The 25,761-nt window shown below is 39.1% G+C and carries 21 protein-coding genes; 10 read left to right on the top strand and 11 right to left on the bottom strand.

What is annotated here, in order from left to right; all coding sequences use genetic code 11:
• Positions 1-145: 145 nt before the first annotated feature.
• Positions 146-646 carry a hypothetical protein gene (locus tag KO02_RS22885; protein WP_051959972.1) on the bottom strand — a complete coding sequence of 167 codons (501 nt, stop codon included), beginning with the start codon at positions 644-646 and terminating at the stop codon, positions 146-148.
• A 357-nt stretch (positions 647-1,003) separates the two neighbouring features.
• On the opposite strand from KO02_RS22885, the gene KO02_RS15430 reads away from it, so the two are divergent.
• Positions 1,004-2,338, top strand: a complete 1,335-nt coding sequence (locus KO02_RS15430; RefSeq protein WP_038699686.1) for a GH1 family beta-glucosidase — start codon at positions 1,004-1,006, stop codon at positions 2,336-2,338.
• Positions 2,339-2,502: 164 nt separating this feature from the next.
• The gene (locus tag KO02_RS15435; protein ID WP_038699688.1) at positions 2,503-2,973 is read left to right on the top strand and encodes a hypothetical protein; all 471 of its coding nucleotides are present in this window, start codon (positions 2,503-2,505) and stop codon (positions 2,971-2,973) included.
• 27 nt (positions 2,974-3,000) lie between these two features.
• On the opposite strand, the gene KO02_RS15440 is transcribed toward KO02_RS15435, so the two are convergent.
• From KO02_RS15440 to KO02_RS15460, 5 genes are all read right to left on the bottom strand, one after another.
• On the bottom strand, positions 3,001-3,810 hold the full coding sequence (locus KO02_RS15440; RefSeq protein ID WP_235212271.1) for a DUF72 domain-containing protein: 810 nt from the start codon (positions 3,808-3,810) through the stop codon (positions 3,001-3,003).
• A 134-nt stretch (positions 3,811-3,944) separates the two neighbouring features.
• Positions 3,945-5,360 (bottom strand): Gfo/Idh/MocA family oxidoreductase, encoded by a 1,416-nt coding sequence (locus tag KO02_RS15445; protein ID WP_038699692.1) that lies wholly within the window; start codon positions 5,358-5,360, stop codon positions 3,945-3,947.
• 11 nt (positions 5,361-5,371) lie between these two features.
• Entirely contained in the window at positions 5,372-6,763 is a 1,392-nt protein-coding gene (locus KO02_RS15450; protein ID WP_038699694.1) for a DUF1080 domain-containing protein, read from the bottom strand.
• Between the two features lie 37 nt (positions 6,764-6,800).
• Entirely contained in the window at positions 6,801-8,702 is a 1,902-nt protein-coding gene (locus KO02_RS15455) for a RagB/SusD family nutrient uptake outer membrane protein (RefSeq protein ID WP_038699696.1), read from the bottom strand.
• 10 nt (positions 8,703-8,712) lie between these two features.
• Positions 8,713-11,868: a SusC/RagA family TonB-linked outer membrane protein gene (locus tag KO02_RS15460; RefSeq protein ID WP_038699698.1), complete on the bottom strand. Its 3,156-nt coding sequence runs from the start codon at positions 11,866-11,868 to the stop codon at positions 8,713-8,715.
• A 768-nt stretch (positions 11,869-12,636) separates the two neighbouring features.
• On the opposite strand from KO02_RS15460, the gene KO02_RS22890 reads away from it, so the two are divergent.
• Both KO02_RS22890 and KO02_RS22895 read left to right on the top strand, forming a co-directional pair.
• Positions 12,637-13,605: a hypothetical protein gene (locus tag KO02_RS22890; protein ID WP_051959973.1), complete on the top strand. Its 969-nt coding sequence runs from the start codon at positions 12,637-12,639 to the stop codon at positions 13,603-13,605.
• A 54-nt stretch (positions 13,606-13,659) separates the two neighbouring features.
• On the top strand, positions 13,660-14,442 hold the full coding sequence (locus KO02_RS22895; protein ID WP_051959974.1) for a mechanosensitive ion channel family protein: 783 nt from the start codon (positions 13,660-13,662) through the stop codon (positions 14,440-14,442).
• Positions 14,443-14,557: 115 nt separating this feature from the next.
• On the opposite strand, the gene KO02_RS15470 is transcribed toward KO02_RS22895, so the two are convergent.
• Both KO02_RS15470 and KO02_RS15475 read right to left on the bottom strand, forming a co-directional pair.
• Positions 14,558-16,000 carry a MutH/Sau3AI family endonuclease gene (locus tag KO02_RS15470; RefSeq protein ID WP_038699700.1) on the bottom strand — a complete coding sequence of 481 codons (1,443 nt, stop codon included), beginning with the start codon at positions 15,998-16,000 and terminating at the stop codon, positions 14,558-14,560.
• 48 nt (positions 16,001-16,048) lie between these two features.
• Entirely contained in the window at positions 16,049-17,299 is a 1,251-nt protein-coding gene (locus KO02_RS15475; RefSeq protein ID WP_038699702.1) for a DNA cytosine methyltransferase, read from the bottom strand.
• A gap of 395 nt (positions 17,300-17,694) precedes the next feature.
• Between KO02_RS15475 and KO02_RS15480 the strand changes: the two genes are divergently transcribed.
• Positions 17,695-18,177 carry a very short patch repair endonuclease gene (locus KO02_RS15480; protein ID WP_038699704.1) on the top strand — a complete coding sequence of 161 codons (483 nt, stop codon included), beginning with the start codon at positions 17,695-17,697 and terminating at the stop codon, positions 18,175-18,177.
• 31 nt (positions 18,178-18,208) lie between these two features.
• On the opposite strand, the gene KO02_RS15485 is transcribed toward KO02_RS15480, so the two are convergent.
• Both KO02_RS15485 and KO02_RS15490 read right to left on the bottom strand, forming a co-directional pair.
• On the bottom strand, positions 18,209-18,628 hold the full coding sequence (locus tag KO02_RS15485) for a DUF3995 domain-containing protein (protein ID WP_038699706.1): 420 nt from the start codon (positions 18,626-18,628) through the stop codon (positions 18,209-18,211).
• 45 nt (positions 18,629-18,673) lie between these two features.
• A complete protein-coding gene (locus KO02_RS15490; protein ID WP_200878673.1) occupies positions 18,674-20,104 on the bottom strand; it encodes an exonuclease domain-containing protein in 1,431 nt (476 codons plus the stop codon).
• Between the two features lie 241 nt (positions 20,105-20,345).
• Here KO02_RS15490 and KO02_RS15495 point away from each other — a divergent pair, with 241 nt between their 5' ends.
• The 4 genes from KO02_RS15495 to KO02_RS15510 all read left to right on the top strand — a co-directional run bounded on the left by KO02_RS15495 (position 20,346) and on the right by KO02_RS15510 (position 23,886).
• A complete protein-coding gene (locus KO02_RS15495; RefSeq protein ID WP_038699708.1) occupies positions 20,346-21,152 on the top strand; it encodes an XRE family transcriptional regulator in 807 nt (268 codons plus the stop codon).
• Positions 21,153-21,664: 512 nt separating this feature from the next.
• Positions 21,665-22,093 (top strand): MarR family winged helix-turn-helix transcriptional regulator, encoded by a 429-nt coding sequence (locus KO02_RS15500; RefSeq protein WP_038699710.1) that lies wholly within the window; start codon positions 21,665-21,667, stop codon positions 22,091-22,093.
• 30 nt (positions 22,094-22,123) lie between these two features.
• Positions 22,124-22,756, top strand: coding sequence for an NAD(P)H-dependent oxidoreductase (locus KO02_RS15505; RefSeq protein ID WP_038699712.1), 633 nt, complete (start codon positions 22,124-22,126; stop codon positions 22,754-22,756).
• Between the two features lie 263 nt (positions 22,757-23,019).
• A complete protein-coding gene (locus KO02_RS15510) occupies positions 23,020-23,886 on the top strand; it encodes a helix-turn-helix domain-containing protein (protein ID WP_038699714.1) in 867 nt (288 codons plus the stop codon).
• A 126-nt stretch (positions 23,887-24,012) separates the two neighbouring features.
• Here KO02_RS15510 and KO02_RS24260 read toward each other — a convergent pair whose 3' ends face one another.
• Entirely contained in the window at positions 24,013-24,147 is a 135-nt protein-coding gene (locus KO02_RS24260; protein WP_262506669.1) for a hypothetical protein, read from the bottom strand.
• A gap of 18 nt (positions 24,148-24,165) precedes the next feature.
• Here KO02_RS24260 and KO02_RS15515 point away from each other — a divergent pair, with 18 nt between their 5' ends.
• A complete protein-coding gene (locus tag KO02_RS15515; protein WP_038699716.1) occupies positions 24,166-25,689 on the top strand; it encodes an acyl-CoA dehydrogenase family protein in 1,524 nt (507 codons plus the stop codon).
• Positions 25,690-25,761: the final 72 nt, after the last annotated feature.

Genomic DNA, 25,761 nt, shown 5'->3' on the forward strand with positions numbered 1-25,761 from the left:
TCACAATTCTTCTAGACAGAAGAACAGCGGGTGTTATTGCAGCAACCTATCCCTATGCCTGCAATAACACCCAATGTAAATCTTTAGATATAGTGTACCGCTCATACCCCATTCCCTACTTCCGAAAAGCTGTTGCGTGATGCAATTATTTCAACTTTAACCTCTTGATGATTTTAAGCAAATAAGGTCGATTCTTTGTCGCTTTCACCCACTGCGGAAGTCGACTGCCCATACTATTATTTTTATAAGGTAGCCCATTTCGATTCCGTTTCATATCGCTTATATAGTATTCAATGGCATTAAGATGCTCCAAATTATAAGCCCATAACATTCCATACATCGTATCTACCCTATACCAAACATCAAAACCAAAAAAAGGATCACAAGACGTATTTAGCATCAACACTCTAGCTTGAATATCTTGTTTCCTACTTTTTGCATCCAACGTGAATTTAGGGATGTTACTAAATTCCAAAGCAAAGCCGCAGGTAACGCACGAAAAACGAACTTCAGATTCGTATTCCACTATATTACGAAATGGCTTCCCGCCCAAAACCACCGCTTTATCCTTGCACTTTGGACAAATGACCTGAATCAAAGTCAAAAAATCTTCATTCTTTAAGAGATATGGATTTGGTAACTGCATACGCGATTATAAGTTGTTACACAAAGTAATGACATAAATAGGTGTCAAAACATACCCAATACTAGGTATTTTAGCTACTCTTAACGAGTTAAACACTCAACCTGTTAAAGACCTAACCTTCCATCAAAAACTTAACATGAATTTAATAAATTGTACACAATAACTTCGTAGCTTTAGGAAAGCAAATTAATGTTCACTGTGGTTTAAAATATTTGAATTATGAAAACGATCACTCATTTCTTCCATAAAATAGTTTTCCGTCTATTTCTTGGCCAATTTAGTTCGTTCTACTCACCTTTTAAATTCCACAAAAGTTAAAAAAATGTCTTACCCATCATACCATAACCATCAGGATAAATGCTTTTAAAAAAGGAAGCCTTTGGCAAAGATTTTATCTGGGGAGTATCTACTGCAGCTTATCAAATTGAAGGCGCTCATGACCTTGATGGTAAAGGACCTTCAATTTGGGATATCTTCGTAAAGAAAAAAAACAAGATATTTCAAAGTCATCATGGAGATATCGCTTGTGATTTTTACAACCGTTATACGCAAGATCTATACTTGATGCATCGTTTAAACATTCGGCACTTTAGATTTTCACTTTCCTGGAGCCGCATCCTTCCAAATGGTATAGGAGAAGTCAACCAATCGGGAATCGATTTTTACAATCGACTTATCGACCTTTCTCTAGAATTGGGCATCACACCTTGGATAACGCTATACCACTGGGACCTCCCCCTTGCACTTGATAAAAAGGGAGGCTGGCTAAATCGGGATATCAAAGATTGGTTTACCGAATATGTTGCTGTCTGTGTCAAACACTTCGGTGACCGGGTAAAGCATTGGATGGTCTTGAATGAGCCAACGGTATTCAGTGCTGCAGGTTATTTCTTCGGAGTACATGCTCCAGGGAAGAAGGGGCTGGATTACTTTTTAGCCGCAGCACACCACGCAGCACTTGCACAAGCAGCTGGCGCAAGAGTGATTAAAGCTTTACAACCGGACAGCACGGTAGGCACAACCTTCTCTTGTTCGCATATCGAACCCTACACAGACCGAGAAAAAGATATCCTTGCGGCTAAAAAAGCAGATGTATTACTCAACCGGTTACTATTGGAACCTTTGTTGGGAATGGGTTATCCAACTCGTGAAATCAAGGTCCTGAAAAGAATCGAGCAATATATGAAGGCCAATGATGAAAATGACCTCAAATTTAATATGGATTTTATCGGTGTCCAAAATTATACACGCGAGATTATTAAGCATTCCTTATTTGTCCCGTACCTAAGAGCAAAAATAGTAAATGCAAAGGACCGTAAAGTAGAAATGACTGCAATGAACTGGGAAGTATACCCAGAATCGATGTACCATATTTTGAATAAATTCAACTCCTACCCCAACATGCCACCCCTGATCATTACCGAAAATGGTGCCGCCTTTCCAGATAAAGTTGAAGACAACGTCGTTCATGACACTAAAAGATTGCAGTATTTACAAGCTACCATCGGGCAAGTTCTCCGGGCCAAGCAAGAGGGCATTCCGGTGAAAGGCTACTTTGTATGGACTTTTCTAGATAACTTCGAATGGGCAGAGGGATATCAACCCAGATTCGGCTTGGTGCATGTGGACTTTCAGACGCAACAGCGCATTGTCAAATCGTCGGGACAATGGTACGCAAATTTCCTCGAGTAATCAGAATCAATACTCCTAGCTAACAAGCCTGCGTTTCCCATAACAACCTAAACATCATCTTCAGGGAGTCGTATCCTACGCGACTTATTTATTGTGTAACGATATTCGATTTATTACTGCAATTATAGTATCTTGAGCGAAATTATATATACCAGCGATACTTTATGAAGAAAATTTATCCCAAATTATTATTTATTTTATTCACTTTTCCATTTATCAATCAAGCCTTGGCGCAAGAAAACGACTTTTCAATAGGTTTGCACTCAGAGATACAATTCGAATCACCTAGCTACACCACATACTATGGCCTGCAAGGAAAATATGATTTAACGAAACGCCAAGCCATACAAGCACAAATAGGTTTGGCTACAGAACAGATCGGTTATGTGGGAGTAGATTATCTTTATACCCTATTTCCTTTAAAAAACCTTCCAAGTATTTTTATAGGAGGAGGAGTAGGTTATGAAAAGATTAGAAACACAGATATCGACGACCTTATCTTTAATGGACAAGTCGGTTTCCAGTTTGATATCAAACGGTTTTCCCCTTACGTGGGTTACAAAGCTAAATTTTATTTTGAAGCAGAAGGCATCGACCCCAGTTACATGACATTAGGTATCCGTTATCGGCTGTAACATCTTCACGAACACCTGTCAAATCAGCTAGCGTACATCACCTTCTATCACATAGGCCGACAAGGTGTTTAGGTTAGCAATAGCTGCTCCCATGGTATTGTTAAAGTAAACAAAAACATCTTTACCATCAGAGAGCCATTCCTTTATATATGCGCTATATTCTTGTAGAAAAGCATCGTCATAACTCCCTCGGTAATCACCCCCAGGACCGTGAAAGCGGAGATAAATAAAATTTGCACCGGTATGCTGGAGGTTGATTCCCTTATTATTCTTATCATGCAATACCATGGCAAAACGGTAATCATCCAGCAGTTGCATGGTTTCTGCTCGATACCATGATGGATGCCGAAACTCCACACAGATTCTCCAGCCTTTGCTCTGCGGCAGACCGACGATCGTCTCCAGCAGCCGATTCAAAGGCAACAACGCATCAAAATGTGCCGATGGGGGCAATTGAATCAATAAGCATCCTTTCTTTTCTCCAACAGCAGCGATAGCTTCCATAAACCGCGCGACATCCGCCGCTTCAAAGGCCAACCCCTTGGCATGAGTAATCCCTTTCCACAATTTAAAGGTGAAAAGAAAACCATCGGTCACTTCGTGCGACCACCGTAGCATGGTTACTGCACGCGGTATATGATAAAAAGAACTATTGATCTCTACCGAATTGAACAAGAGGCTACAAACCGCTAACCTACTTTTATCCTGTAATTTTTCGGGATAATAACTCTTGTTCTTATATGGCAAAAGAATACCACTTGTGCCAGCATAATAAACAGATTCCATAACTATACAACAATTCTCATGGCTATATGTTACACAAAGGACAGATAGCATTGACTGAATCGCATGTCGAAAAAATCAATTAGATCTACCTCCTCAATGGCAATACTAACATTAACATAAAAAAGAGAGGTTTTCACCTCTCTTTTTTTATAAACAAACCTAAATACACTATTTTATTTCATGAGCTACATGCTATAATACTGTTCCCAACCTCGCGTTGGCGGAGGGCCTGCCAATAAAGCATTGGCAAATATATTGTTCACGATTTCTTTCTTCTCCGGATCAAATATAAGTTTCGCATTCAACCGTTGCGCGATAACTCCCAAACAAAACACTTGGCTTAATGGACCCGCTATTTCAAATGGAGATCTAGTTTTTTCTTCACCCTTGCAGGCTTTTAGAAAATTAGCAAAATGGTTGGATGGAGATACGGGTACTACTGGCAACTTAGACTCCATATCTTTAGCTTTAGATTCGGGGATGATTTGCAATGTACTTCCATGAGAACCACCCTTGAACATGAGGTCTTTACTGTAAATGATTTTCCCTGGATTCAATTTTGCAGGTTCTAGTTTTCCTGTACTTGGCGCCGGAATATTAGGATCCAAACCCGAAACCCCATAGCCCTCTGGTATTGGCGGCAGATTGTTTAGACCATCATACCAATTGATATCAACAGCAGGCATCCTTTTTCTTTTTGGAAAATGAAAATTCAATGTCGATGACATCGGGAAGAAATAAGAATTATGTCCATCCAGGTTTACAGCAGACACTTCAGTAGGTAGTCCAAGATTTAGAAACTCATGTGCCGTATCCAATATATGCGCTCCCCAATCCCCCAAAGCCCCCATACCAAAATCATACCAGCAGCGCCATTGTCCATTGACAAAATCCTTATTATAATCATGTCCCATCGTCTGCATCTGCCAAAGTTCCCAATCTAGTGTCTGTGGACTTGTTTCTGCTGCCGGAAATCCTTTCATATTGACATTCCAGCCATGCCATCTACGAGGCATATTCATATGTGCATCTATACGGGTCACATCTTTGATAATTCCAGCATCCTCCCATGCTTTAAATTGAAAATAATTGGCTTCCGAATGCCCTTGATTTCCCATTTGAGTTACTATCTTAGGTGTTTTCCTAGCCTTGTTAGTCATCAATTCTACTTCATGAAACGTTCTGGCCATTGGTTTTTCAACATATACGTGTTTACCAAGATCCAATGCCAACATGGTGATGGCAAAATGAGAAAAATCAGGAGTTCCGATACTTACAGCATCGATCTGATTGGACATTTTATCAAACATCACCCTAAAATCTTGAAACCTTGGTGCGTCAGGAAACATCGAAAGAATCTCTTCTGTCTGTTTTGCACCAAGATCAACATCACAAAGCGCAACGATATTGCATAACCCTGTTGCATATAAGGCTTTAATGATCTCTCCTCCCCTATTTCCCAAACCTACACAAGCCAAATTGACGCGTTCATTTGGCTTGGCCAATTGAATATTTCCCAACACACTATTTGCGAATAACACCGCTCCACCCGCTAACGCTGATTTTTTTACAAAACTCCTGCGCGATAAATAATGATTCATACTCTTATAATTTAGTTACTTGTATTGATTTTTATACTACGGAATGAGACCTGATCTCCATGATCCTGCAACAAGATATATCCTTCTTTAGCCTCACCAAAATCTACCCAATCTTTATACTTACTCTTAGCCACTAAATCCTTGAATTCCTTAGACCCACGTTCATAGCTCAACATTTTAACACCATTCAAGTAGTGCTCCACTTTGTTGTCGGCAGTCACCACAACTCGACCTCTATTCCATTCCCCAATAGATCTACGTGCACGTCCATCTTGATTGGAAGTCATTAAGTCATAAAGTGAAGCTAACGTACGGTTACCATCTCTCCCCATTTTCGCATCGGGATGAAGCTTATCATCCAACACCTGATATTCCAATCCAATAGCAGATCCCTTTGTTTTTTCTTTAAGCGTCACAAAATATTTAACACCACTGTTGGCACCAGGACTCAGTTTAAATTCAAAAGATAAATCAAAAATTGCATACTTATCCTTCGTAACGATATCGCCCCCATTGGTAGATTCTGAGCCATCCGACTTCAACACTTTTAACTCGCCATTGTTCACTTCCCAACCTTTCGCCGGGAATTTATCACCATTAACGCTCCTCCAACCGTTGCTACTCTTTCCATCAAATAACAATTTGACACCACTTTTCTTTTCAGAAGCCACAACTTCGTTAGGCTTCAGGTTCACAATATAGACGTCCTTAGGAAAAGCTCTCGATTTCAGATTAGAAGTTTGTATCTTAATATTTTTGAAATACACCTTCTTCCCATCCAATTTTTCAGGAATACTATGCACCTGAAGACCGATAAATCCAGTCCGATCGATCGTATCTACCACATAAGAAACAGGGATATCGTTTACCCAAGTACGCAATTCGTCTCCAATAGCTTCGATGCGGATATGATTAAATTCCTCTTGCTTATACGCTTTTTTTGCACTTTCATTTAGATCCAATGGATATAACCAACTGCGACGAGCTTCATCATAGATACCACCCGTCCACGCCCTTTCAGATGGATCTATTTCAACCTGACGACCATAAACACGACCAAGACCACCATTCGCATTCGGATCCAAGTGACTCCGTGTCTGGATACCCGAATTCGTTTGGTCTCCTTCAAGCTTTACATCCAACTCTAAAATAAAATCACCATATTCTTTTTCTGTGATTAAAAATGAATTCGGAGTCCCTTTTGTCATACGTCCAACAATTGTTTCCCCTTCTATAGAATAAGGAGCCTTACCTCCAACAGACTTCCAACCATTGAGCGTCTTTCCATCAAACAGGTTTACCCACCCCTTCTCCTTGCTTCTATCCTCTTGAGCATGCGACAATACGCCATTACTTAATAGTGCTACAAGGAGAATCGACTTAAAAATTACATTGTTTTTCATTAGCTTATAATTAGATATTTTTATTCAACTTTATGGTTTACGTTTTTGCTTTCACTTCATTATGCTCAGCTTCCAATAGTAAGGGAATTTGATTTCTCTCAGCTCCTGGATACCCAATATTCTGATTGATTACCCCTTTGATATTCGTATTGATAGCCTTAGCAGGAATAGGCCATAACATATGATGCACGCTAACTTTGTATTCAGCCCACTTATGCTTCACACCTTTATTGTAAAAATTACTTTTAGAAACGACTCTGTCATACCAAAAATTAACACCTTCCTGCTTGATATTGGAATTAACGCCTCCTGAACCACTTATTCCATCCAGATTATAGGTACGTCCTCCAAATATTTCACAGGATTTTTTACTTTTCGCATAGGTATAAGCAATCCTCACCAGTTCGATATGCCTATTTTCTTCATAATAGAGCTCTCGAGCACGTTCATCCAATATCTCTCCTATATTGATGTCTGCAGCAGTCAATTTGGAAGCACCGGCCCTTTCCCTAACCTCATTCATAGCTATAGCTGCTTGTCCAAGGTCATTCTTCCAATAATAACTTTCAGCCAATAATAGAAATACCTCCGCCGAACGGTAGATGTACCAAGGAGTCTCACCACCTTCCCATTGTGTCTGCAAAGGATCTGGTACAAAGATCTTATAATGTGGCCAAGAAAACCAAAGACGAATGGAGTCTTCTACGCTCATCCCTACAGGCTTAACGAAATTTTTTCCATACCATTGATTTCCATCTTTTTTTAGCGTAGGTTCATTATATTTTAGGTCTTCCATTGTTTTCCAACTATCGCGATTCATGATGCCCCTTAGATCATTGTCTTCCTTACCCTTTCTCCAGATTTCATTGGTAGAATACCAAGTTGGACGTAATCTTCCAATTCCCCGACCATAATTTTTATTTAGATCTAACGAATTATCTTGTTCATTCTCTGCCAATACAATACTGGTCCCAGTTTTACCATCAGGAGTCTTAATACCACCATTATTCCAAAATGGAACCGCGTTACGCATGGTCCTGATACGATCAGACCCATCCACACCTGGAAAAGAAACCACATACATCAATCCTTCCGAATTGGCGCCATCCAGTTTAGCCTCAACACTATGCAAATCAAACATTAAGTTAGTGTTTGGTTTTGACTTATTGGAGGTAAATCTATTTTTCATCAACGGATGCATTGCAACAATTTCTTTACCAACAGTAATAGCGCTGTCAAAATCCAGCAAAGCCATATTTACTTTCATCAGCAATACCCCACAAGCAGCCTTTGAAGTACGTCCCCTATCAACTCTTTCAGGGACCCATTGATAAGCAAATTCTAAATCCTTTTTCAACTTTTCTAGGATGCTCCACCGATTACTGCTATAAAAATCATACTTAGGCTCATTGATTTCCTTATCGATAAAAGGCACATCTCCAAATTGATGAACTAATTTAAAATAACGGTATGCTCTTTGGAAGTATGCAGCACCAAGGACGGCATTCTTTTCTTGCTCATCTTTAAAAACTGCTACATCAATCCGAGATATAATGAGATTCGCATATTTGATTCCTTTATACCCTTCATACCAATACCAACCGACTTTCGTTCTATCGTTATTATTAAGGTCTGCATCAGGCATTAGGGCGATATCCATATCCATTTGAGGTCCCGCCTTATCGGTAGTACCTTCAACAGCGATATCCGATTGTATCATTTCAGTCAATATAGGAGGAGCATCACCAAAAAACTCATGGCGCATATTCCGTTCACAAGCGGTCAATGCAGAGTACATTCCTTTCGCATCAGACAGTGCAATATCAGGTTCATAAAAAGACAATGGCTGCGGCTTGAGCCATTCCTTACTGCAGGAGTACGTGAGCATTGTAAAAAAACCAATTGTTAGTGCAGGTATAATTTTCTTTTCAAATTTCATGATGTAACAATTATAAAGTAACGTTGAGACTCAGGTTATAAGTTCTAGGTGTCGGTATTCCATATGAATTATCAACTGTTTTCGATTCAGGATCTCCAAATTTCCAATCTTTAGTCCAATATGCTGCGTTTCTGATAGATGCCGAAACCCTCAGATTCTGAACCTGTATCGTATTCAAGATTGATTTTGGCAGATTATAGGACAATACGATATTTTCCAATCGAATAAATGATTTATCCACGTAATAAGTGCCTATATTTTTAGAACCGATACGTGCATAATCATTAATTGGATTGTCTGCCGTCCATCTTGGTAGTGCATAATCAGTACTCCGATCCGCAAAACTGTTATTGTTTGCCGCCCGATTAAAGTCATTAAATTGTCCCCAGTTGGAATACAAAAAGAAAGAAAGGCTCAAGTCGCGATAACTGAATTCATTCCGAAATGACCATCTAAATCTCGGAGACCTATACCCCTGAAATGTACGATCCTCATTCGTCATCACTTGATCGCCATTTTGATCGATATACTTAAAATCACCGGGTTGATTACCATATATTTCAGCTTCTTCCTCTTCCCCTAGCTGCCAAACGCCATTCCGTTCATAAGCCCAGATTCTATCGGGATCCTGTCCAATAAACCACTTATTGTCAATATCATCCGCTTCCTTCTGTCCAATCACATTTCCTTGACTATCCTTAATATCGATCATATCTCCATAAAGCGATACTATCTTTCTTCGGTTTAACATAAAAATCGCAGAGGCATTCCAATTGAAATCTCCCTTTTTCAACAAGTTGCTGTTCAAAGTAATATCGAATCCCTTGTTGTTAAGTTCGCCCAAGTTTGCAGCAACACTACTAAAACCAATGATATCAGGTAAAGACCGATTGACTAAAAGATCCTGTGTCGTAGCCGTATAGAAGTCCACTGCTCCACTCAGCTTACCTTTAAATATGGAGAAATCTAACCCAGCATTGTAAGAAGCTTTTGTCTCCCACTTCAACCCTAGATTTGCCATTCTATTGACATACAATTGTGAGGATAGATAGATGTTTCCACTTTCATCAATATAGGGATGCAATCCAGAAGTCATATCCGATAAAGCTTCGTACATACCGATATCGCGATTTCCATTTTTACCCCAAGACAACCTCAGTTTACCATAATCTAGCCATGCCATATTATTCATAAATCCTTCTGAGGAGAAGTCCCAAGCAAATGCCAAGGCTGGGAAAGTGGCTCTTGGATTCTGAGAACCAAATGCCGAAAACCCATCCCTTCTAATCGAAGCAGTTAACATATACCGATCTTTCAAAGAGTAGAATAAACGGGCCATTAGCGCATCTCCAGTTTTGTAAGTATCCTCGCTTTCATTGATGGGTATAGTACCGGCCTGCAATCTATGCCAACCAAGTACATCACTTGGAACAAATTGAGAAGAGGTAGCTTTTGTTTTCCAAGCTTGTCCCTTTTCCGCATTCTGCAAAAGGGTAACCTCGAAGTTATGGATATCAAACCTTTTCTTCCATCTCAGCACATTATCCAATTGCCAATTATAGGTTTTCTTGAAAGTGCGCTCACTACTACCACCCTTGGCCGCCCATTCAGGATTTTTAGAAGAATCATGGTTGTAATATTCTTGCCATACAAATGAAGGAGTGAAATTAGATTGCAATTCAATACCAAAAGGCAAGCTGACGACTGCATACAAACTCGAATTCAAGGTATTGTACACATCTTTGCGGTCTCTAAATTGATTATCAAAGAACGGGTTGACAGGAGTTACGTCACCCGTTGGCAATCTTTGATAAATACTTGTTGGATCATCCATATTATTAGACCCATAAGGAGAAATAATGGCCGATTGGTTCCAATCTGCACTTAAAAACCCTTCGTTTCGTACTGCAAAATTGCTATTGGCACCCACCTTCAGATAAGGTGTAATTTTAGTTTCCAAATTCAGACGCGTACGAAAATTCTTGAATCGATCTCCTACGATGATCCCTTCTCTATCCACATGGTTTAACGAAAAATAGTAATTCGACGTTTCATTGCTGTTGGATACCGCAACCGAATAATCTTGTTGGATACCTTTTTGGTAAACCAGATCTTGCCAGTTTGTGATCTTATTATTCAGGTAATTCTCAATTTCCGGAGTCTTCAACTCCAAACGTGACAACCAAGTCCTGACCAACTCATCTTCCGTAACAGCTGTCACAGGATCTTTTTGACTATAATTGAACCAATCCAATTGACTCACCGCAGTTAGCTTACGCGGATCCATAAACCTTTCTGGATATTGCTCTAAATAAGCGGTCGTATTTTTCCCAACCTCATAGTCATATCGATAGTTCAAAAACTCATCGGCTGTCATTACACGAGACATTCCTGCATTCTCAACCATGCCAAAATTGCCATTAAAGGTAATCGTAGGTTTACCCTTCTTCCCCTTTTTTGTTGTGATCAAGACCACCCCATTGGCCGCCTTTGCCCCATAAACTGCAGTAGCACTGGCATCTTTTAAGATATCGATAGATTGAATATCATTGGGATTGATATCAGCAAAAGTACCATCAAAGATCACCCCATCGATTACATTCAAAGGACTATTTCCAGCTTTTAAAGTGCCATTTCCCCTAACAAGTAAATCGGCATCCCCCTTAGCGGAGTGCCCCATACCAATGACCATACCTGCGGCATTCCCACGAAGTAGATCCTGTATAGAACGAGGAGCCTCTTTTTCAAGCTTTTCAGCCTGAACGGAAGCAATTGCACCCGTGACATCTTTACGTTTAGCTGTACCATAACCAATCACGACGACCTCTTCCAAATCCTCCACATAATCTTTCAGTATCACTTCAATATCATCTTTACCTTGCGTTTCAAGCTCTTTAGTTTCATATCCTTTATGGCTAAAGACCAAAGTAATAGTTGTCGGAGAAACAGGTATCCTGATCCTATATCTTCCATTGACGTCAGTAGCGGTTCCAATTGAAGTTCCCTTCAGCTTAACACTAACCTTTTCTAAAAAATGACCGTCAGCAGATTTTACCAACCCCACGATATCCCGCTCCGAACCCTGACCATATACCTGTCCATGGAATGCGAATAGCATACTCCATAGAAAAAAAAACAATTGAAATAAATAACGAATTTCTTTCATAGGTTAAGTTTTTTAATGCAACAAAAGGTTTAATAATGAAGGGAAATAAGACCTACCTTCATCAACTGGTTATAACTTAATTAACACTAAACAATAGTATTAATTAATCTCTGACAAATGCATCAAATTTGGGTATTTATTTACGAAAACGTTTGAAAACAGGTAAAAAACATGTATTTGATGAATTAAAATTCACGAAATGCAACAACAAAATGTTAACATTATACCTTATGTTGAATATCCCGGAAATCTATTTATGAAACGAAAGAAAACAGACGTAAAATACCTCCAAAATAGATTAAAGCAAACTATACAAGAATAAAAGGAGGAAAATTAGATTGATAACAGAAAGTCAATTTTTAATGCAGATTATTCATTAGTTATGAGGGACCTCCAATAAACTTCAATTTTTCAAGGCTATATAATTTAGCAAAACAGCAATTCAAGACAGTGTTACAACCATTTAATAAATAACTATTAGTAAAAAATCTACCAACCTATTTTATCAACAAATGCATTTATGCATAAATGCAGATTACAGAACTTTAGCAAAACTAATTTTCCAATAAAGCTCACGCTCAGTCGAAAAAGATTAGAATGGAAACAAACATGACGTCAATCAGTAACGATAGAAAAATTAAATCGACCATAAATTATTCATCATAATCCATGTTGTTTAAGCAAGCAAATTTATCTAAGTTTGGCCATTCTAAATCGCCCCATCTACAACTGTTTTAAAGGCTTTAGAACAAAGATATTCAGTTAAATATGAAAAGATTTCACCTTTGTTTCCTTACTGCTATATTGTTCATTACGAGCTTCAGCAGTCTTACAGCTCAAGAAGCGGACTCTACCGATACGAAAGAACTTGGACTGAGTTCTCTATTGAACGGTATTCGTCAACAACAGATCAATGACTCGTTGGAACGCGTAAAGCTACAATCAGAGATCACAAATCTAAAAACTCAAAATAGTCCAAAGAAAGAGAACTTAAAACAGCAACTCAATAACTTCGACGAGGAAAATAATATCCGAAATCAACAGCTAAAAATCAAGGTCGACTCCATCAAGAAAAACACAAAACGTTATGCTGTTGCACCTTTTCAAGACACCATATTTTATATTTACAATAAATTAGGATCATCTTTAGCTAAAGACCGTGCTCAAAATGTAGTCGCACGAATCCAAAATCTCTATGAAGATGATTTTGTAAAAGTAGACTCGTTCAAGATTGAAAACAATGAGATCAGTTCTGATATCGTCTACAAAGACCTGATCATCACCTCGATCACAGAACTTGACGCTTTACTTGAAGGAAAAAATAAAGAAGAGGTCGCCAAACAGTATTTACAGAATATCCAGCATACCATTACACAAGAAAAAGAAAACAATAGCATCACCAAATTATTAATCAGAACCGGACTGATCGTCCTCATCCTCATCGTATTTTATTTATTGATCCTGTTGATCAATAAAATGAGGGCCTACAGTGTACAGCGTATATTGACCGAACGCACCCAACGGATCAAGGATATCAAAATCAAGAATTATGTATTGGTCACCTCGGTGCAGAAAACGCGAATGTTCATCAGTATCATTGGGATTCTGCGATGGGGTCTAATTATTTTAATGGCGTTCATCGTGCTTCCGATTATTTTTAGTGTATTTCCATTTACACAGAGCTGGGCAAACAACCTCATCGGTTTATTCACCAAACCCTTGAAAAAAGCAATCTAGGCTGTTTGGACATACATCCTCAAATTGGTTACCATATTTGTTATCCTTTTTATTATGCACTATGCCGTAAAGTTTATCAAATATATATTCAATGAAATCGATAAGGGAAAGTTGGAAATGAGTGGTTTTCATCGTGAATTTGCCATGCCCACCTTTACAATCGTCCGGTTTCTACTTCATGCTTTTACATTAGTCCTCATATTTCCTTATCTCCCAGGATCAAATTCAGATATCTTCAAAGGTATTTCTGTCTTTATCGGGGTGTTGTTCTCCTTAGGATCGTCGTCTGCGATATCCAATATCATTGCAGGCCTCGTTATTACCTATATGCGTCCGTTCCGCATCGGCGACCGCATCACAATTGCAGATAAAACGGGGGTGGTCATTGAGAAATCACCTTTAGTTACCCGATTACGAACGATTAAAAATGAAGAAATTACCATTCCTAATTCTTCGATACTCTCTGGCAACACCATCAATTACTCGACATTTTCCGAGCAGGGGATTTGCTTTCAAGTCGAAGTATCGGTAGGTTATGAAGAACCTTGGGAACGGGTACATGAATTACTATTGGCCATACCTGCTCGTGTACAACGGGTAAAAACGAATCCAGCTCCTTTTGTTTTACAAAAAAAATTGGACGACTTCTATGTGCTCTATGAGTTGAATGCATTTATATCCCAATCTGGAGAAATTGAATTGGCTAAATCCGAAATCCATCAACTGATCCTCAATGATTTCTTAGCAGCAGGTATTGAAATGAACGCCCCACATTTATTTAGCAAGGTGGATTTAGTACCACAATATAAACATGTTAGTGGTGGAAAAACGGAATAACATATTGAGAAAAGACCAGGTATACTGGTCTTTTTTTTTGTAAAGATTACCTTCTCATATTATCATGCAAAAGACTAGTAAAATGACAAGAAAGGCTACAAAACAATCCTTCATTTTAAATTTCTGTCAAAACAACCTCTTTGATATAACTACTGTTTAACCAATAAGCTTTCTTTTTCTCCATCCGTCCAGATGCCGTCAGCATGAGGTCTTGAGAATCTCTAGCTTTAGGTCGAACATGACAAATCTGATCATCTGCTATTTTAATGAAGTTATCGAAACTATCCGCTGCAATTTTAGATTTAGTATCCTCCCAAAAAGCTTCGGCAATCATTAGATCAGCTAGGGGCATGGTCCAAAACTTAACCTTAAAAAGTCTCGGTACAGCACGATTATCTTGCTGAAAAACAACGAAGAAAAATCGCTTGCTCAATGCCTGATAAAAGTAAGATTCAAGCCAATCTTCATGGACTATCTCTTGATATTTTATTTGTTGGAAAGACATGCTCTCTTTCAGGTTACCGTTATGTTGCAGCATCACAGTTTTCATGGCCACCTCTCCTTTCTCGAATTCTTCAATATACTTCCCCGTCACCCCCATTATCCGATTGCAGATTACTTGATACCGGTTTTTAGCATTCGGTTTTATGTTGAGTTTAAAATGAGCGATAAGCTCCGCTTCGGACCAACCTATGTGCGCTGCAAACCGTTCGACCACTAGATCCTCAAATGTCTGCCCCTGTTTATATTCACTTACCGATCGGACGATCTGCTCTCCAACTGGCGGCTCGACTTTTTCCGAAAGCTCATACTCCTCCCTACTAAGTACAGATTCACTTAGCAAGTACTCATATTCACGTTCATCAATAGCATGTTCATCACCATTTAGAGACTGTTCCACAATGAAATTGAGGTATTTAGACTTCAAAGAAAAGGCGCGTTGCATGGCAAAGTCTTCGGAAAATGGTTGGCTACGAAGGGATGCTTTTGTTGCCCCTTTGGTACATGCTCCAAGATACATCGTGTCCCCTTCAGATAATTCATGCGCCTTACCTTCGCGAATCTTTTTCACAATGGTATTCCAGTCATCGATTATTATTTTAAGGTCTGTTTCTGGAAAACGCCATAACCTCACAATCTTGAATTGGTAATCCAATAAAGCCTTTTCTTTATCGTGTATATAGAATAGCAAAAGCAATTCCGCATTTTTTTTCCAGAACGAGCTTGTCCGAAAAACCTGCTGATGCTCTTCCATATAGTTGATGATATTAAACACCAACCTTTCCTTAGACACCAACCCTTTTTGTACAACTTTCAGTGGAGTTGTTTTAAGTTCAATACCTGCCTCTGGAAAATCAGCCTGCGCATCCGAATTGGGACGATAATCAAAATACAGATCCTCCACCATAGTGCCAAAACCTCCTTTCCCCAACCGTATGGCTACATCCGGGGCAAGTTTATCCTGTATCACCATGCGCAGGGATTTGCCTGTTAGTAATTGCGCATATTTAAGTATCGCGTATTTATCTTTCCTATCGTAGGGTAATTCGGTTGACATATCTGGTATTGGTATTAAAGCTAGTTTAAGATAACAAAAAAGGATTTCTTACGAAATCCTTTTGATTAATTCTTTTCCTATCTTTTCGATGACCCCCACCACGAGGGCATTACCCATAAAAAATGCACGTTTCACGTCAGTTGCTTCCTTGGTATGGTTATCTGGAAACATATTGAGTCGTTCCAATTCCATGGGCGTTAATCGCCTTAATTTACCACTCTTGCAAGTGACAACATGCTTGAATCGAGAAGCTGCCGCACCGCCTTCACCCGTAATAATAGTACGAGATGGTCTGTCCAGTGCATCTGGAAATACCATAGACCCTTCAGAGTAATGATACGTAAAACCACTCGCCTTATTGGTCCGTTCTTCACTTTTGGAACCTTTTAGATAATTCCATTTATCCAAATCATCCTCATTGATGAAATAATTGCTGGGCACCTCTTCCTCAGGTATCAAAATATCTTCCAATTTACTATAGTTGCCTTGGTAATCGGGAATAGTCTTTAGTGTACAGACTTTTCTATTGATCATCAAGCCCCCATTTTCAAATGGGCTTTCCGCTATAGATTTGTTCTTATTGAATTCTTGCGTTATCGACTCAAGATCTCCTTCAAGTTCAAATTCCCTAAAATTGCTATGTTCGGTAGAAGCCGGAAATGCCTCCGCGATGACACCTTCAGATAATAACCAATCTTGAGTATCCGCTTGGAGCATCTGCTTGTAGATTGCTGAAGTTTCATGATAGGCAACAATAAAAATCCGTCTCCTTCTCTGTGGAAAACCATACTCTGCGGCGTTGATAATGCGCCATTCGACCGCATATCCAAGATCGGATAATGAAGCCAACATAATCGCAAAGTCTCTACCTCTTTGTTTTGCTGGTGATTTCAACAATCGATCCACATTTTCCAAAAAAAGATATTTGGGCTTCTGCTCCCCTTTTTTATTTAAAATATTATATATCGACCACCATAACACCCCTTTTTTCCCTGCTATTCCACCCGAACGATTTAAGGTACTTGCTACCGAATAATCTTGGCACGGGAATCCACCAACCAAAAGATCATGGTCAGGAATTGACTGAAAATCATCTTCTATTACTGCTGCTATATCGTTATTGGAATGAGCAGTATCCGGAAAACGCAATCTATAAACCTCTGAAGCGGGTTGACTTTTTGTAGAAGGCTCCCATTGGTTGCTCCAAACAACTTGGTAGGCATTTGAAGCCTGTGTCAGGCCGAGGTGGAACCCACCAACACCCGCAAAAAGCTCAATTACCTTTATATTTTTTGCCATATATGGTAACAAAAGTAAGGTTATCGATTTAATATTTCAAAAACTAAATCGCCAACCTGTTATATTCTATATTAAACATTTAATAACCTGAACACTAACTTATAAATTAATGTCTTTTTGTTCATCATTCGCATGATCCATTTATCTCCATAACCATCGGGTATACGCGAAAATAGTCATCAGAATCTTTTTTCGACCATATGATCTACAGCAAATTCTACTGTTCTTTTGCAGGAAAATTGCACCGACCAAAATCTATACAAACTTAAAAATAAATTCTAGACAAACTAATTATTTTAGTAAAAATAATTATCAACCTATCCAATCCTTGATTATCCCTAATTTTATTACAGGTCTTGTTTTTACTTTATCCTATTATTCCGTAATTTTAGAATATGCAGACCTATGATGACGATTCGGAGAAAATCCATGTACCACGTTTTGAAGAAAAATCGGGTTTCTATACCAGTCGGAAGCGTAGTCGCATCATGTCAAAAATAAGAGCTAAGAATTCAAAACCAGAACTGATTTTACGTAAAGCACTATGGGCAAGGAATGTCCGTTTTCGGCTTCATGACAAATCGCTTCCGGGCACCCCAGATATCGTTATCAAAAAGTATAAACTAGCTATATTTGTAGATGGCGAGTTCTGGCATGGTTTCGACTGGAAAAACAATCGCAACCGTATCAAAACCAATCGCTTATTTTGGATTCCAAAAATCGAACGCAACATGCAAAAAGATGAAAGTGTCAACCGTGCATTAAGGAATATGGGGTATACCGTATTCCGCTTTTGGACAAGAGATATCACCAAAAAACTATCTATTGTGCTCAATCAGATTGCGCTTTTCATCGAAGCCCGAAAACTGTGGATATGATCAATTATCCCTTCCGGATCGTTAACAGCGTTTAATTAATCAGGATAGCATGCGTAATAGAGAGCACCAAGCATATGGGATTATAGATATAAGTATCTCTCCTAGCGAATATCGATTTCCGGAAACGTTTGGTTATACCAAAATATTTAAAATCACCAATAAACCGCAATAAAAAAATGACAGAAATACCCCACATTACATATAGGATATAGTTGAAAGGCACAGGCACTTTTATGATGCCATCAAAAGCCATATTCGTGAGCGCAAACACAATTAAGCCAACCGCTACTATAAAGGTTCCCAATCGACTGGGGGTAAATACTCTCATGCCACTCAATTTGGTCGGAACAGATGCAGCGATACCAACCTGACCATTAAAAACCCAGTAAAGGTGCAATAAAGCGAGAGACAAAAAAATAACAATATTTACGATTGATAATACGAATTCCATTTATTCTTTTTTTATTCTTTTATTCTAATTCAATAATAGTCAAACTTAAAACAAGCGTAAAGAACCATCTTCATATTCTCCCGTTTGTTCAGGTAATAGGATCGTTTTCTGACAATCATTCAAGTAAGTTACTTGATGCGGATACTTGCTGATATATGCTTTGATTAATTGCATCATATAATGATTACCATAGTATCGCGTCAAGGTGGAGCGAATATCCTCCATTGCATCAACTTGAGCATACTGATCCAGATAACCCATAGCATAGAAATTGCCTTGCTCGACCCAGATATAACTTTTTTCCTCTGCTGTCCTTCCCTTACCTGTGATCACGAATGTGGGCTGTTGCTCTACTAGATAATCAATAGCCAAATCCACTTTTGCATTATGTGCACCTATTTCTGGAAGATCACCATACTCATTATTGTTCCTACTTACATAAGGAACAGACGATAATCCAAAGGTGCATAACCGATGATCCAGGCCAAATGTAGTCATTAATTGACGTAAAACATGGATACCTTCACTTTCCAGGTTGAATACTTGTATACATTGGCTATGTTTCTTCAGTTTGCCAACGGCCAAATACTGGTAACCATTTACGGCTTCATACTTGAACAAACCAAATTTTGGCTCAAAACGTTTTAAAGCACGATTGTAAGCTGGCCACAATCTTTTTATTTCAGCGCACTCCAACAGCAAAGCCATCAGCTCATTGGCGCAAACCTCAAAAGTGATATGATAGATCTCTTTTAAGAAATGTTGCCGTTGCTTATTGATATTATGGCCCGTAAAATGAGATGCGACTCGCTTTTTGAGATTAATTGCCTTACCCACATAGATTACTTTTCCGTGTTGGTTCAAAAAATAATAGACTCCAGGCGTATCCGGTAATGCTTCAAAATCTTCAGGAGATAGATTAGCAGGAAAACGTTGATCGGCGGAGGTTTTCTTAAGCATTTGCTCCATCACTCCTTCATTATCCCATTGGAGCAAGTAACTGAACAAGACAGCAGTCGCATCGGCATCTCCTCCAGCACGATGGCGATTGGCAATCGGAATCGCTAGGTTATCGCACAAATTACATAAGCTATAAGACCGTAAACCTGGTTTTATTTTCCTGCTCAATCTCACGGTACACAGTTTCCTAGCGGTCCATTTATACCCCACCTCTTCCAGCTGATGACGAATGAAGGAATAGTCAAAATTGACGTTATGCGCAACAAAAACACGTCCTTCAAGCAGATTAAATACCTGTTCTGCAATACTTGCGAAAACAGGCGCATCTGCTACCAATTCATTATTAATTCCCGTCAATCCAAAAATAGCTAAAGGAATATGCTGTTCAGGATTGATAAGTGACTCCCATCGCTCTATAACCTTACCACCATCATGGATGACAATCGCAATTTCTGTCATGCGGCTACCTCGAGCATGGCCTCCAGTGGTTTCAATATCTACGATGGCATACTCCATATTTTTCAACTTATTCAATTTAATAATGATTGTTATACAATTAAAACCTGCATTCACGATTCGCAAGAATAGCTAGACAGATAAAAACCACTGAGACACGAGCGATTAAATAAGGCCAGAAATCTATCAGCAGCTATTCCCTAGAAAAATAAACAAGTTCAAATGATGCACCTGTTATTCTCGATATTTTCCATTACTTTTGTTTCCAATAGAAACAATCTTGTGTTTCTAATTATAACAAATGAACGACAAAGAACCAAAAATATTTTTCGCCCGTAACCTGAAGTTCCTCCGTGAGCGCAAAAAAGTGAGTCAGACCATGCTTGGCGATGCTATCAATGTAACGCGAACGAAGCTTGCCCTTATTGAAATCGGTAAAACGAAGGCTATGGATCCAACTTTCCTATTATCGGTATCTACTTATTTTAAAATCAGTTTGGATACTTTACTAACCGTTGATATCAGTAAATTGGGCGAACTCAAAATCCGAGATCTACAAGCAGGTAATGACATTTATATCAAAGGTGGCAATCTTCGTGTTTTGGCCATCAGTGTCGATAAGACGAATAATGAAAATGTAGATTATGTACCTATCATGGGAAAGGCCGGTTATATCTCTGGAGGCTACTGTGACCCTATTTATATTGCCGACTTGCCCAAATACCATATCCCCAATCTTCCTAAAAACAATACTTACCGCACCTTTCCAATAATGGGCGACTCCATGCTCCCTTTTCCTCAAAAAATGGATATTACAGGAAAATTTATGGCAGACTGGAGAACCATCAAACCCGAGACACTGGCTATCGTGGTCATGAGAGGTCAAGACATTGTTTTCAAATCCATCCGTATACTAGACAATGGACTACTTCAATGCCGATCATTGAACCCCTTCTACGATACCTATACAGTACCTATTGAGGAAATAATAGAAATTTGGGAATTCTATAGTTACCATACAGCAACCCTTCCCGAAGCACAAACAGTCCTAAAAACCGTACTGCAAAGTTTGGATGATATTAAAGGACTATTATCAAAAGGGCATTAAAGATTCTTTTCCATCCACTAAACAATATCCACACAACCATTCGATCGAAATAACCATAGGTTTAGCAGTAAAATAACTTTAAATTAAGCTTTTTCCGGTTTCCCGTAAGAACAGGCTCCTATTCGTCCGTAACTTTACGAAAGCGTACATATAGCACAGGGTTTGCTACTAAGCCAGGCATAAAATGGATGGACAATAAGATCCAGCTAAACCAAAGGAAAAGAATTAAATAACCAATTATAGACCAAAATTTTGAATAAACCCTTCAAAATCCATCCGGTCGCCCCACTATCGACCAATAGTCCAATCCGTTCAAAATCACGACGAGTAGGATCGTTATACCACTTCACTATTTCAGCATATACTACCTAAGCCCTCCTCAAATAAAAAACCGTGCTAAAGTCCCCTCAATGCCATATCACTGTCAATAAACACCTTAAATAAATCGTTTTTTATATTGTGCACAATATAGTTGTGAGAAATTTGTATATTTGCAGCACACACAAGTTAACATGAACGATCACTTAAAATTGGATAATCAGCTTTGCTTTCCGCTCTATGCATTGAGTCGGGAGATCATACAGCGTTACCGTCCTCATCTAGATGAGATCGGCATTACGTATCCACAATATCTGGTCTTGATGGTACTTTGGGAAAGCGACAAACAAACCGTCAATCAGATCGGACACAAATTATTATTGGATAGCGGTACTTTGACGCCCCTACTGAAACGTTTGGAGCAAAAGCAATTGGTAGACCGTCAACGTAGTACCGCCGACGAACGCGTTGTCGATATCACGTTAACCACAGCAGGCAGAGATTTGAAAAAAAAGGCGAAGTGCATTCCTGAGAAATTGGTCGCAGAGCTAGAGATCAGCATGGAAGAAATAGAAACCATGCGACAGATCGCTTATAAAATTTTAAAAGTAACGAGCAAATAGAAAACTTGATTGATTTAAAACAGATAAAAAATGACATTAATAGAAAATTTACAGTGGCGTCATGCTACAAAAGCATACGATCCAACTAAAAAAGTAAGTAAAGAAGACATAGACAAAATCGTTGAAGCAGCACGCTTAGCTCCTACCTCATCGGGCTTACAGCCCTTTAGAATCATCGTTGTCGAAAGTCAGGAAGTACGTGAAAAACTAATTCCAGGAGCACTTAACCCGGAATGTATGCGCGACTGTTCGCATGTATTGGTTTTTGCAGCTTGGGACAAGTATACCGACGAGCGTATTGACAGCATTTACAATCGTACAACCGACGAGCGCAACCTTCCTGAAGGTCGTTTCAACAGCTACACCGATATGATTAAAAAGCTGTATGCATCGCAAAGCGAGCAAGAGCATTTCATCCATACCGCTAAGCAAACGTACATTGGCTTGGGACTTTCTTTAGCGCAAGCAGCTGAATTACGTATCGATACAACACCAGCCGAAGGTTTTAACAATGAAGTGGTAGACGAAGTACTCGACTTGGCAAGTTTGGGATTAAAAAGTGTTACCCTCATGTATGTTGGGTACCGTGACGCTGAAAAAGACTGGTTAGCACCAATGAAGAAAGTAAGAAATCCGATGGAAGATTTCGCTATCTATAAATAGTCGATTCAAGCAACAAATACCACCTATTGCAGTGAAATAGGTCCTATATAAACAAAGGGTCTGGTCAACAACCAGGCCCTTTTTGCTATCTAAAATTCCCACACGCTATTTCCATAAGCGACGCAGCTTTACTAAAGCGAATACCTACCTGCCGCATGCCATGTAAAATTGTTGTCATTTCCTTTTCTGGGATTGGGAGGCTTGCAAAACATACAGTAGCTTTAAAGGTTTAAAATAGAGAAGATCGATAATTGCAATCAAGGATGGAAAAACAAGTAAATGCCAATGAATTTGTAGAACGTTTTATGTTCGGAAGCCTGGATCATCTGAAATATATGCAATCGCCAGTCAAAATCTTCCGACTTAGTGAAATTGCACCCTATATCAAATTCCCGACACCTCCCATTTTTCTAGGTTATAATCTCATTGTCCACATTACCGAGGGGCACTTCAAGCACCAAATAGGTCCCAAAGAATATGTCGTACAGGCACCCGCCATTCTCGTGAGCAATTATGGCAATATTTCAGTTATCAAATCGGTCGACAAATCAGCCAAAGGACATTGCATATTGGTCAATGATGCTGCCATGACCTCTATCTTTAGAGAGCAAGAGCTTTTGAATATCTTTACCATTTCTCCACTTCACAACCTCACCTCCGAAGAAGACAGAGATCTCCATCAACTTTTTCGATTGCTGTATAAGGAACTACATACCGACCAGCCCTATAAAGAATTGTTCGAGAGCCTGCTTAAATCGGCATTATTAAAAATCATCAAACTTTCGGCATCCAACAAAATGCTCAATAGAAGTCAGGAAATAGCCATGCTGTTTAAGCAGCTTGTGCATAAAAACTTCTTAAAACAAAAAGAAATCAGCTTTTATGCCGACAAGCTTGCGGTATCGCCCAACTACCTGAATAGATGCGTGTCGTCCGTATTCAAAAAATCGTCCAAAGAGCTTATTTTGGAAGTTCTCGTCATGCACAGCCAATTGCTTTTATTCGAATCAACAAAAAGTATTGCGGATATCTGCTATGAGCTAGATTTCTCTGACCCTTCCTATTTTTCGCGTATTTTTAAGAAAATCGTAGGCGTTTCACCGACATCCTATCGCAACAAATCGAAATAGCAAATTGGCACTCATGCACGATTTGTCCTAGTCTTTATACTGAATCAAACAAAGAGATTGCATATTAAGGGTTATTTTTGTAAAAATAGATCGTGTATATGCAGTCAGTTTCTATAAAGATTCATGCTAAACCAAAAAATATATATTCTTTGGTTCCAAGATTTTCGTTATCTTACCTAAGTTCTTACTTTTCTTCTGAAAATTTAAGATACGGTGAGCAAGAATGGTATCTGCATAAGCCCCTTCGTAATTGTTCATCATTTAATCCTACATTTTAAGATGCTTAACCTTTTAGAAGAATCAACCATGACCCAAGATTTCAACGTTTTCATTTCCGCTTTTAAGGAAAGATTATCCAACTTATTCAATTCCGAATATGACTATAATAACCTGAGCTTATCAAGAGATTTACCTCCTGATTTTCTAAGTAAAATTATGGACATGACACCCTTATCAGTTGCTATTCCAGAGAGTCACGGTGGTCGCGGAGTTCATGTTAAAGAGTGCCTAGGTGTTCTTGCAGCAGCTTCTTATGAATCACTTTCGTTATCGCTTATTTTCGGTATCAATATCGCCTTATTCTTAGAGCCTTTAGCCAAATATGGCAATGCCTCTGTTCAAGACAAGGTCTTTAAACGATTTTTAGAGCATCAAGCAATGGGGGGTCTTATGATCACCGAACCTGCTTATGGTAGCGATGCGCTCAACATGCGTACCTCTTACGAGCAACAAGGCGACAAGTACCATATACAAGGTCAAAAACATTGGCAAGGACTTACAGGAGCTGCCGACTACTGGTTGGTGACCGCACGTAAAAGAAATGAAAATGGTGAGTTGACGCGAGACATCGATTTCTTCCTTACAGAAGATGCCGTTGCTGCACAAAAAATCGAAGTTGAAAGACGCTATAATAGCCTTGGTCTTTATGCTATTCCTTACGGAATCAACAACATTGACATACAGGTCCCAACAGAAAATAGATTAAACCCAGAAAGCACAGGTATCAAACTGATGTTAGATACACTGCACCGCAGTAGACTCCAATTCCCAGGTATGGGTATGGGCTTCATCAAACGCATGCTAGACGAAGCGATGCAACACTGTCATGACAGACGAGTTACTGGTATCCGCTTGAATGAAATGGATTCGGTGAAATTTCAACTTTCTCGTCTACAGGCTGCATTTACAATATGTTCGGCTATGTGTTCTTACAGTTCTTCCATGAGCGGAATCGGCAACGATCTTTCCGGACATGGAGTTGATGCCAACAGTGTGAAAGCTTTTGTGACAGACCTTATGCAAGAAGCATCGCAGATATGTCTACAGTTATCTGGCGCAAACGGTTACCGACTCGATCATGTCGCAGGACGTGGGGTAGTAGATAGCAGACCCTTCCAAATTTTTGAAGGATCAAATGAAATGCTCTACACACAGATTGCAGAAGCAATTGCCAAGCTGATGAGAAAAAGCAAAGAGAGTAACTTCCTTGCCTACTTAAAGCAATATAAAGCGACTGAACTTGCTGCACCGTTCTTTTCCGAACTCTTGAATTTCAATTTCCCAGATCAACCAAAACAACGGGATATGATGACGTTGGGCCGAATCATTGCTCGTGTCGTGTGTTTTCAGTATGTGCTATTGATCAATAATGCAGGCTTTAACGACGAAATGACAGAGATCACGCGTCAACACATCAAAATGGATATTGCTATGTTTATCGGACAGTTGAACAGTACCAATCATGCAGATCCGTTGATGGATTATTCAGACAATACAGATTGGATGAATTTTACATCTTTTTAATTTTTTTAAAAAAATAAGTGTTTTTACGGTTTCCCGTATTATTATCGAAAAAATGAATGATAGCTTTGTTGT

It is taken from the genome of Sphingobacterium sp. ML3W (genome assembly GCF_000747525.1).
Lineage (GTDB): Bacteria > Bacteroidota > Bacteroidia > Sphingobacteriales > Sphingobacteriaceae > Sphingobacterium.

Coding starts and splice junctions, on each gene's coding strand:
- KO02_RS15440 (WP_235212271.1), bottom strand. CDS start 3,810: ATGCTATCTGTCCTTTGTGTAACATATAGCCATGAGAATTGTTGTATA.
- KO02_RS22895 (WP_051959974.1), top strand. CDS start 13,660: ATGCACTATGCCGTAAAGTTTATCAAATATATATTCAATGAAATCGAT.
- KO02_RS15430 (WP_038699686.1), top strand. CDS start 1,004: ATGCTTTTAAAAAAGGAAGCCTTTGGCAAAGATTTTATCTGGGGAGTA.
- KO02_RS15450 (WP_038699694.1), bottom strand. CDS start 6,763: ATGAAAAACAATGTAATTTTTAAGTCGATTCTCCTTGTAGCACTATTA.
- KO02_RS22890 (WP_051959973.1), top strand. CDS start 12,637: ATGAAAAGATTTCACCTTTGTTTCCTTACTGCTATATTGTTCATTACG.
- KO02_RS15460 (WP_038699698.1), bottom strand. CDS start 11,868: ATGAAAGAAATTCGTTATTTATTTCAATTGTTTTTTTTTCTATGGAGT.
- KO02_RS15510 (WP_038699714.1), top strand. CDS start 23,020: ATGGAAAAACAAGTAAATGCCAATGAATTTGTAGAACGTTTTATGTTC.
- KO02_RS15445 (WP_038699692.1), bottom strand. CDS start 5,360: ATGAATCATTATTTATCGCGCAGGAGTTTTGTAAAAAAATCAGCGTTA.
- KO02_RS15515 (WP_038699716.1), top strand. CDS start 24,166: ATGCTTAACCTTTTAGAAGAATCAACCATGACCCAAGATTTCAACGTT.
- KO02_RS22885 (WP_051959972.1), bottom strand. CDS start 646: ATGCAGTTACCAAATCCATATCTCTTAAAGAATGAAGATTTTTTGACT.
- KO02_RS15455 (WP_038699696.1), bottom strand. CDS start 8,702: ATGAAATTTGAAAAGAAAATTATACCTGCACTAACAATTGGTTTTTTT.
- KO02_RS15495 (WP_038699708.1), top strand. CDS start 20,346: ATGAACGACAAAGAACCAAAAATATTTTTCGCCCGTAACCTGAAGTTC.
- KO02_RS15500 (WP_038699710.1), top strand. CDS start 21,665: ATGAACGATCACTTAAAATTGGATAATCAGCTTTGCTTTCCGCTCTAT.
- KO02_RS15505 (WP_038699712.1), top strand. CDS start 22,124: ATGACATTAATAGAAAATTTACAGTGGCGTCATGCTACAAAAGCATAC.
- KO02_RS15490 (WP_200878673.1), bottom strand. CDS start 20,104: ATGGAGTATGCCATCGTAGATATTGAAACCACTGGAGGCCATGCTCGA.
- KO02_RS24260 (WP_262506669.1), bottom strand. CDS start 24,147: ATGATGAACAATTACGAAGGGGCTTATGCAGATACCATTCTTGCTCAC.
- KO02_RS15435 (WP_038699688.1), top strand. CDS start 2,503: ATGAAGAAAATTTATCCCAAATTATTATTTATTTTATTCACTTTTCCA.
- KO02_RS15485 (WP_038699706.1), bottom strand. CDS start 18,628: ATGGAATTCGTATTATCAATCGTAAATATTGTTATTTTTTTGTCTCTC.
- KO02_RS15475 (WP_038699702.1), bottom strand. CDS start 17,299: ATGGCAAAAAATATAAAGGTAATTGAGCTTTTTGCGGGTGTTGGTGGG.
- KO02_RS15480 (WP_038699704.1), top strand. CDS start 17,695: ATGCAGACCTATGATGACGATTCGGAGAAAATCCATGTACCACGTTTT.
- KO02_RS15470 (WP_038699700.1), bottom strand. CDS start 16,000: ATGTCAACCGAATTACCCTACGATAGGAAAGATAAATACGCGATACTT.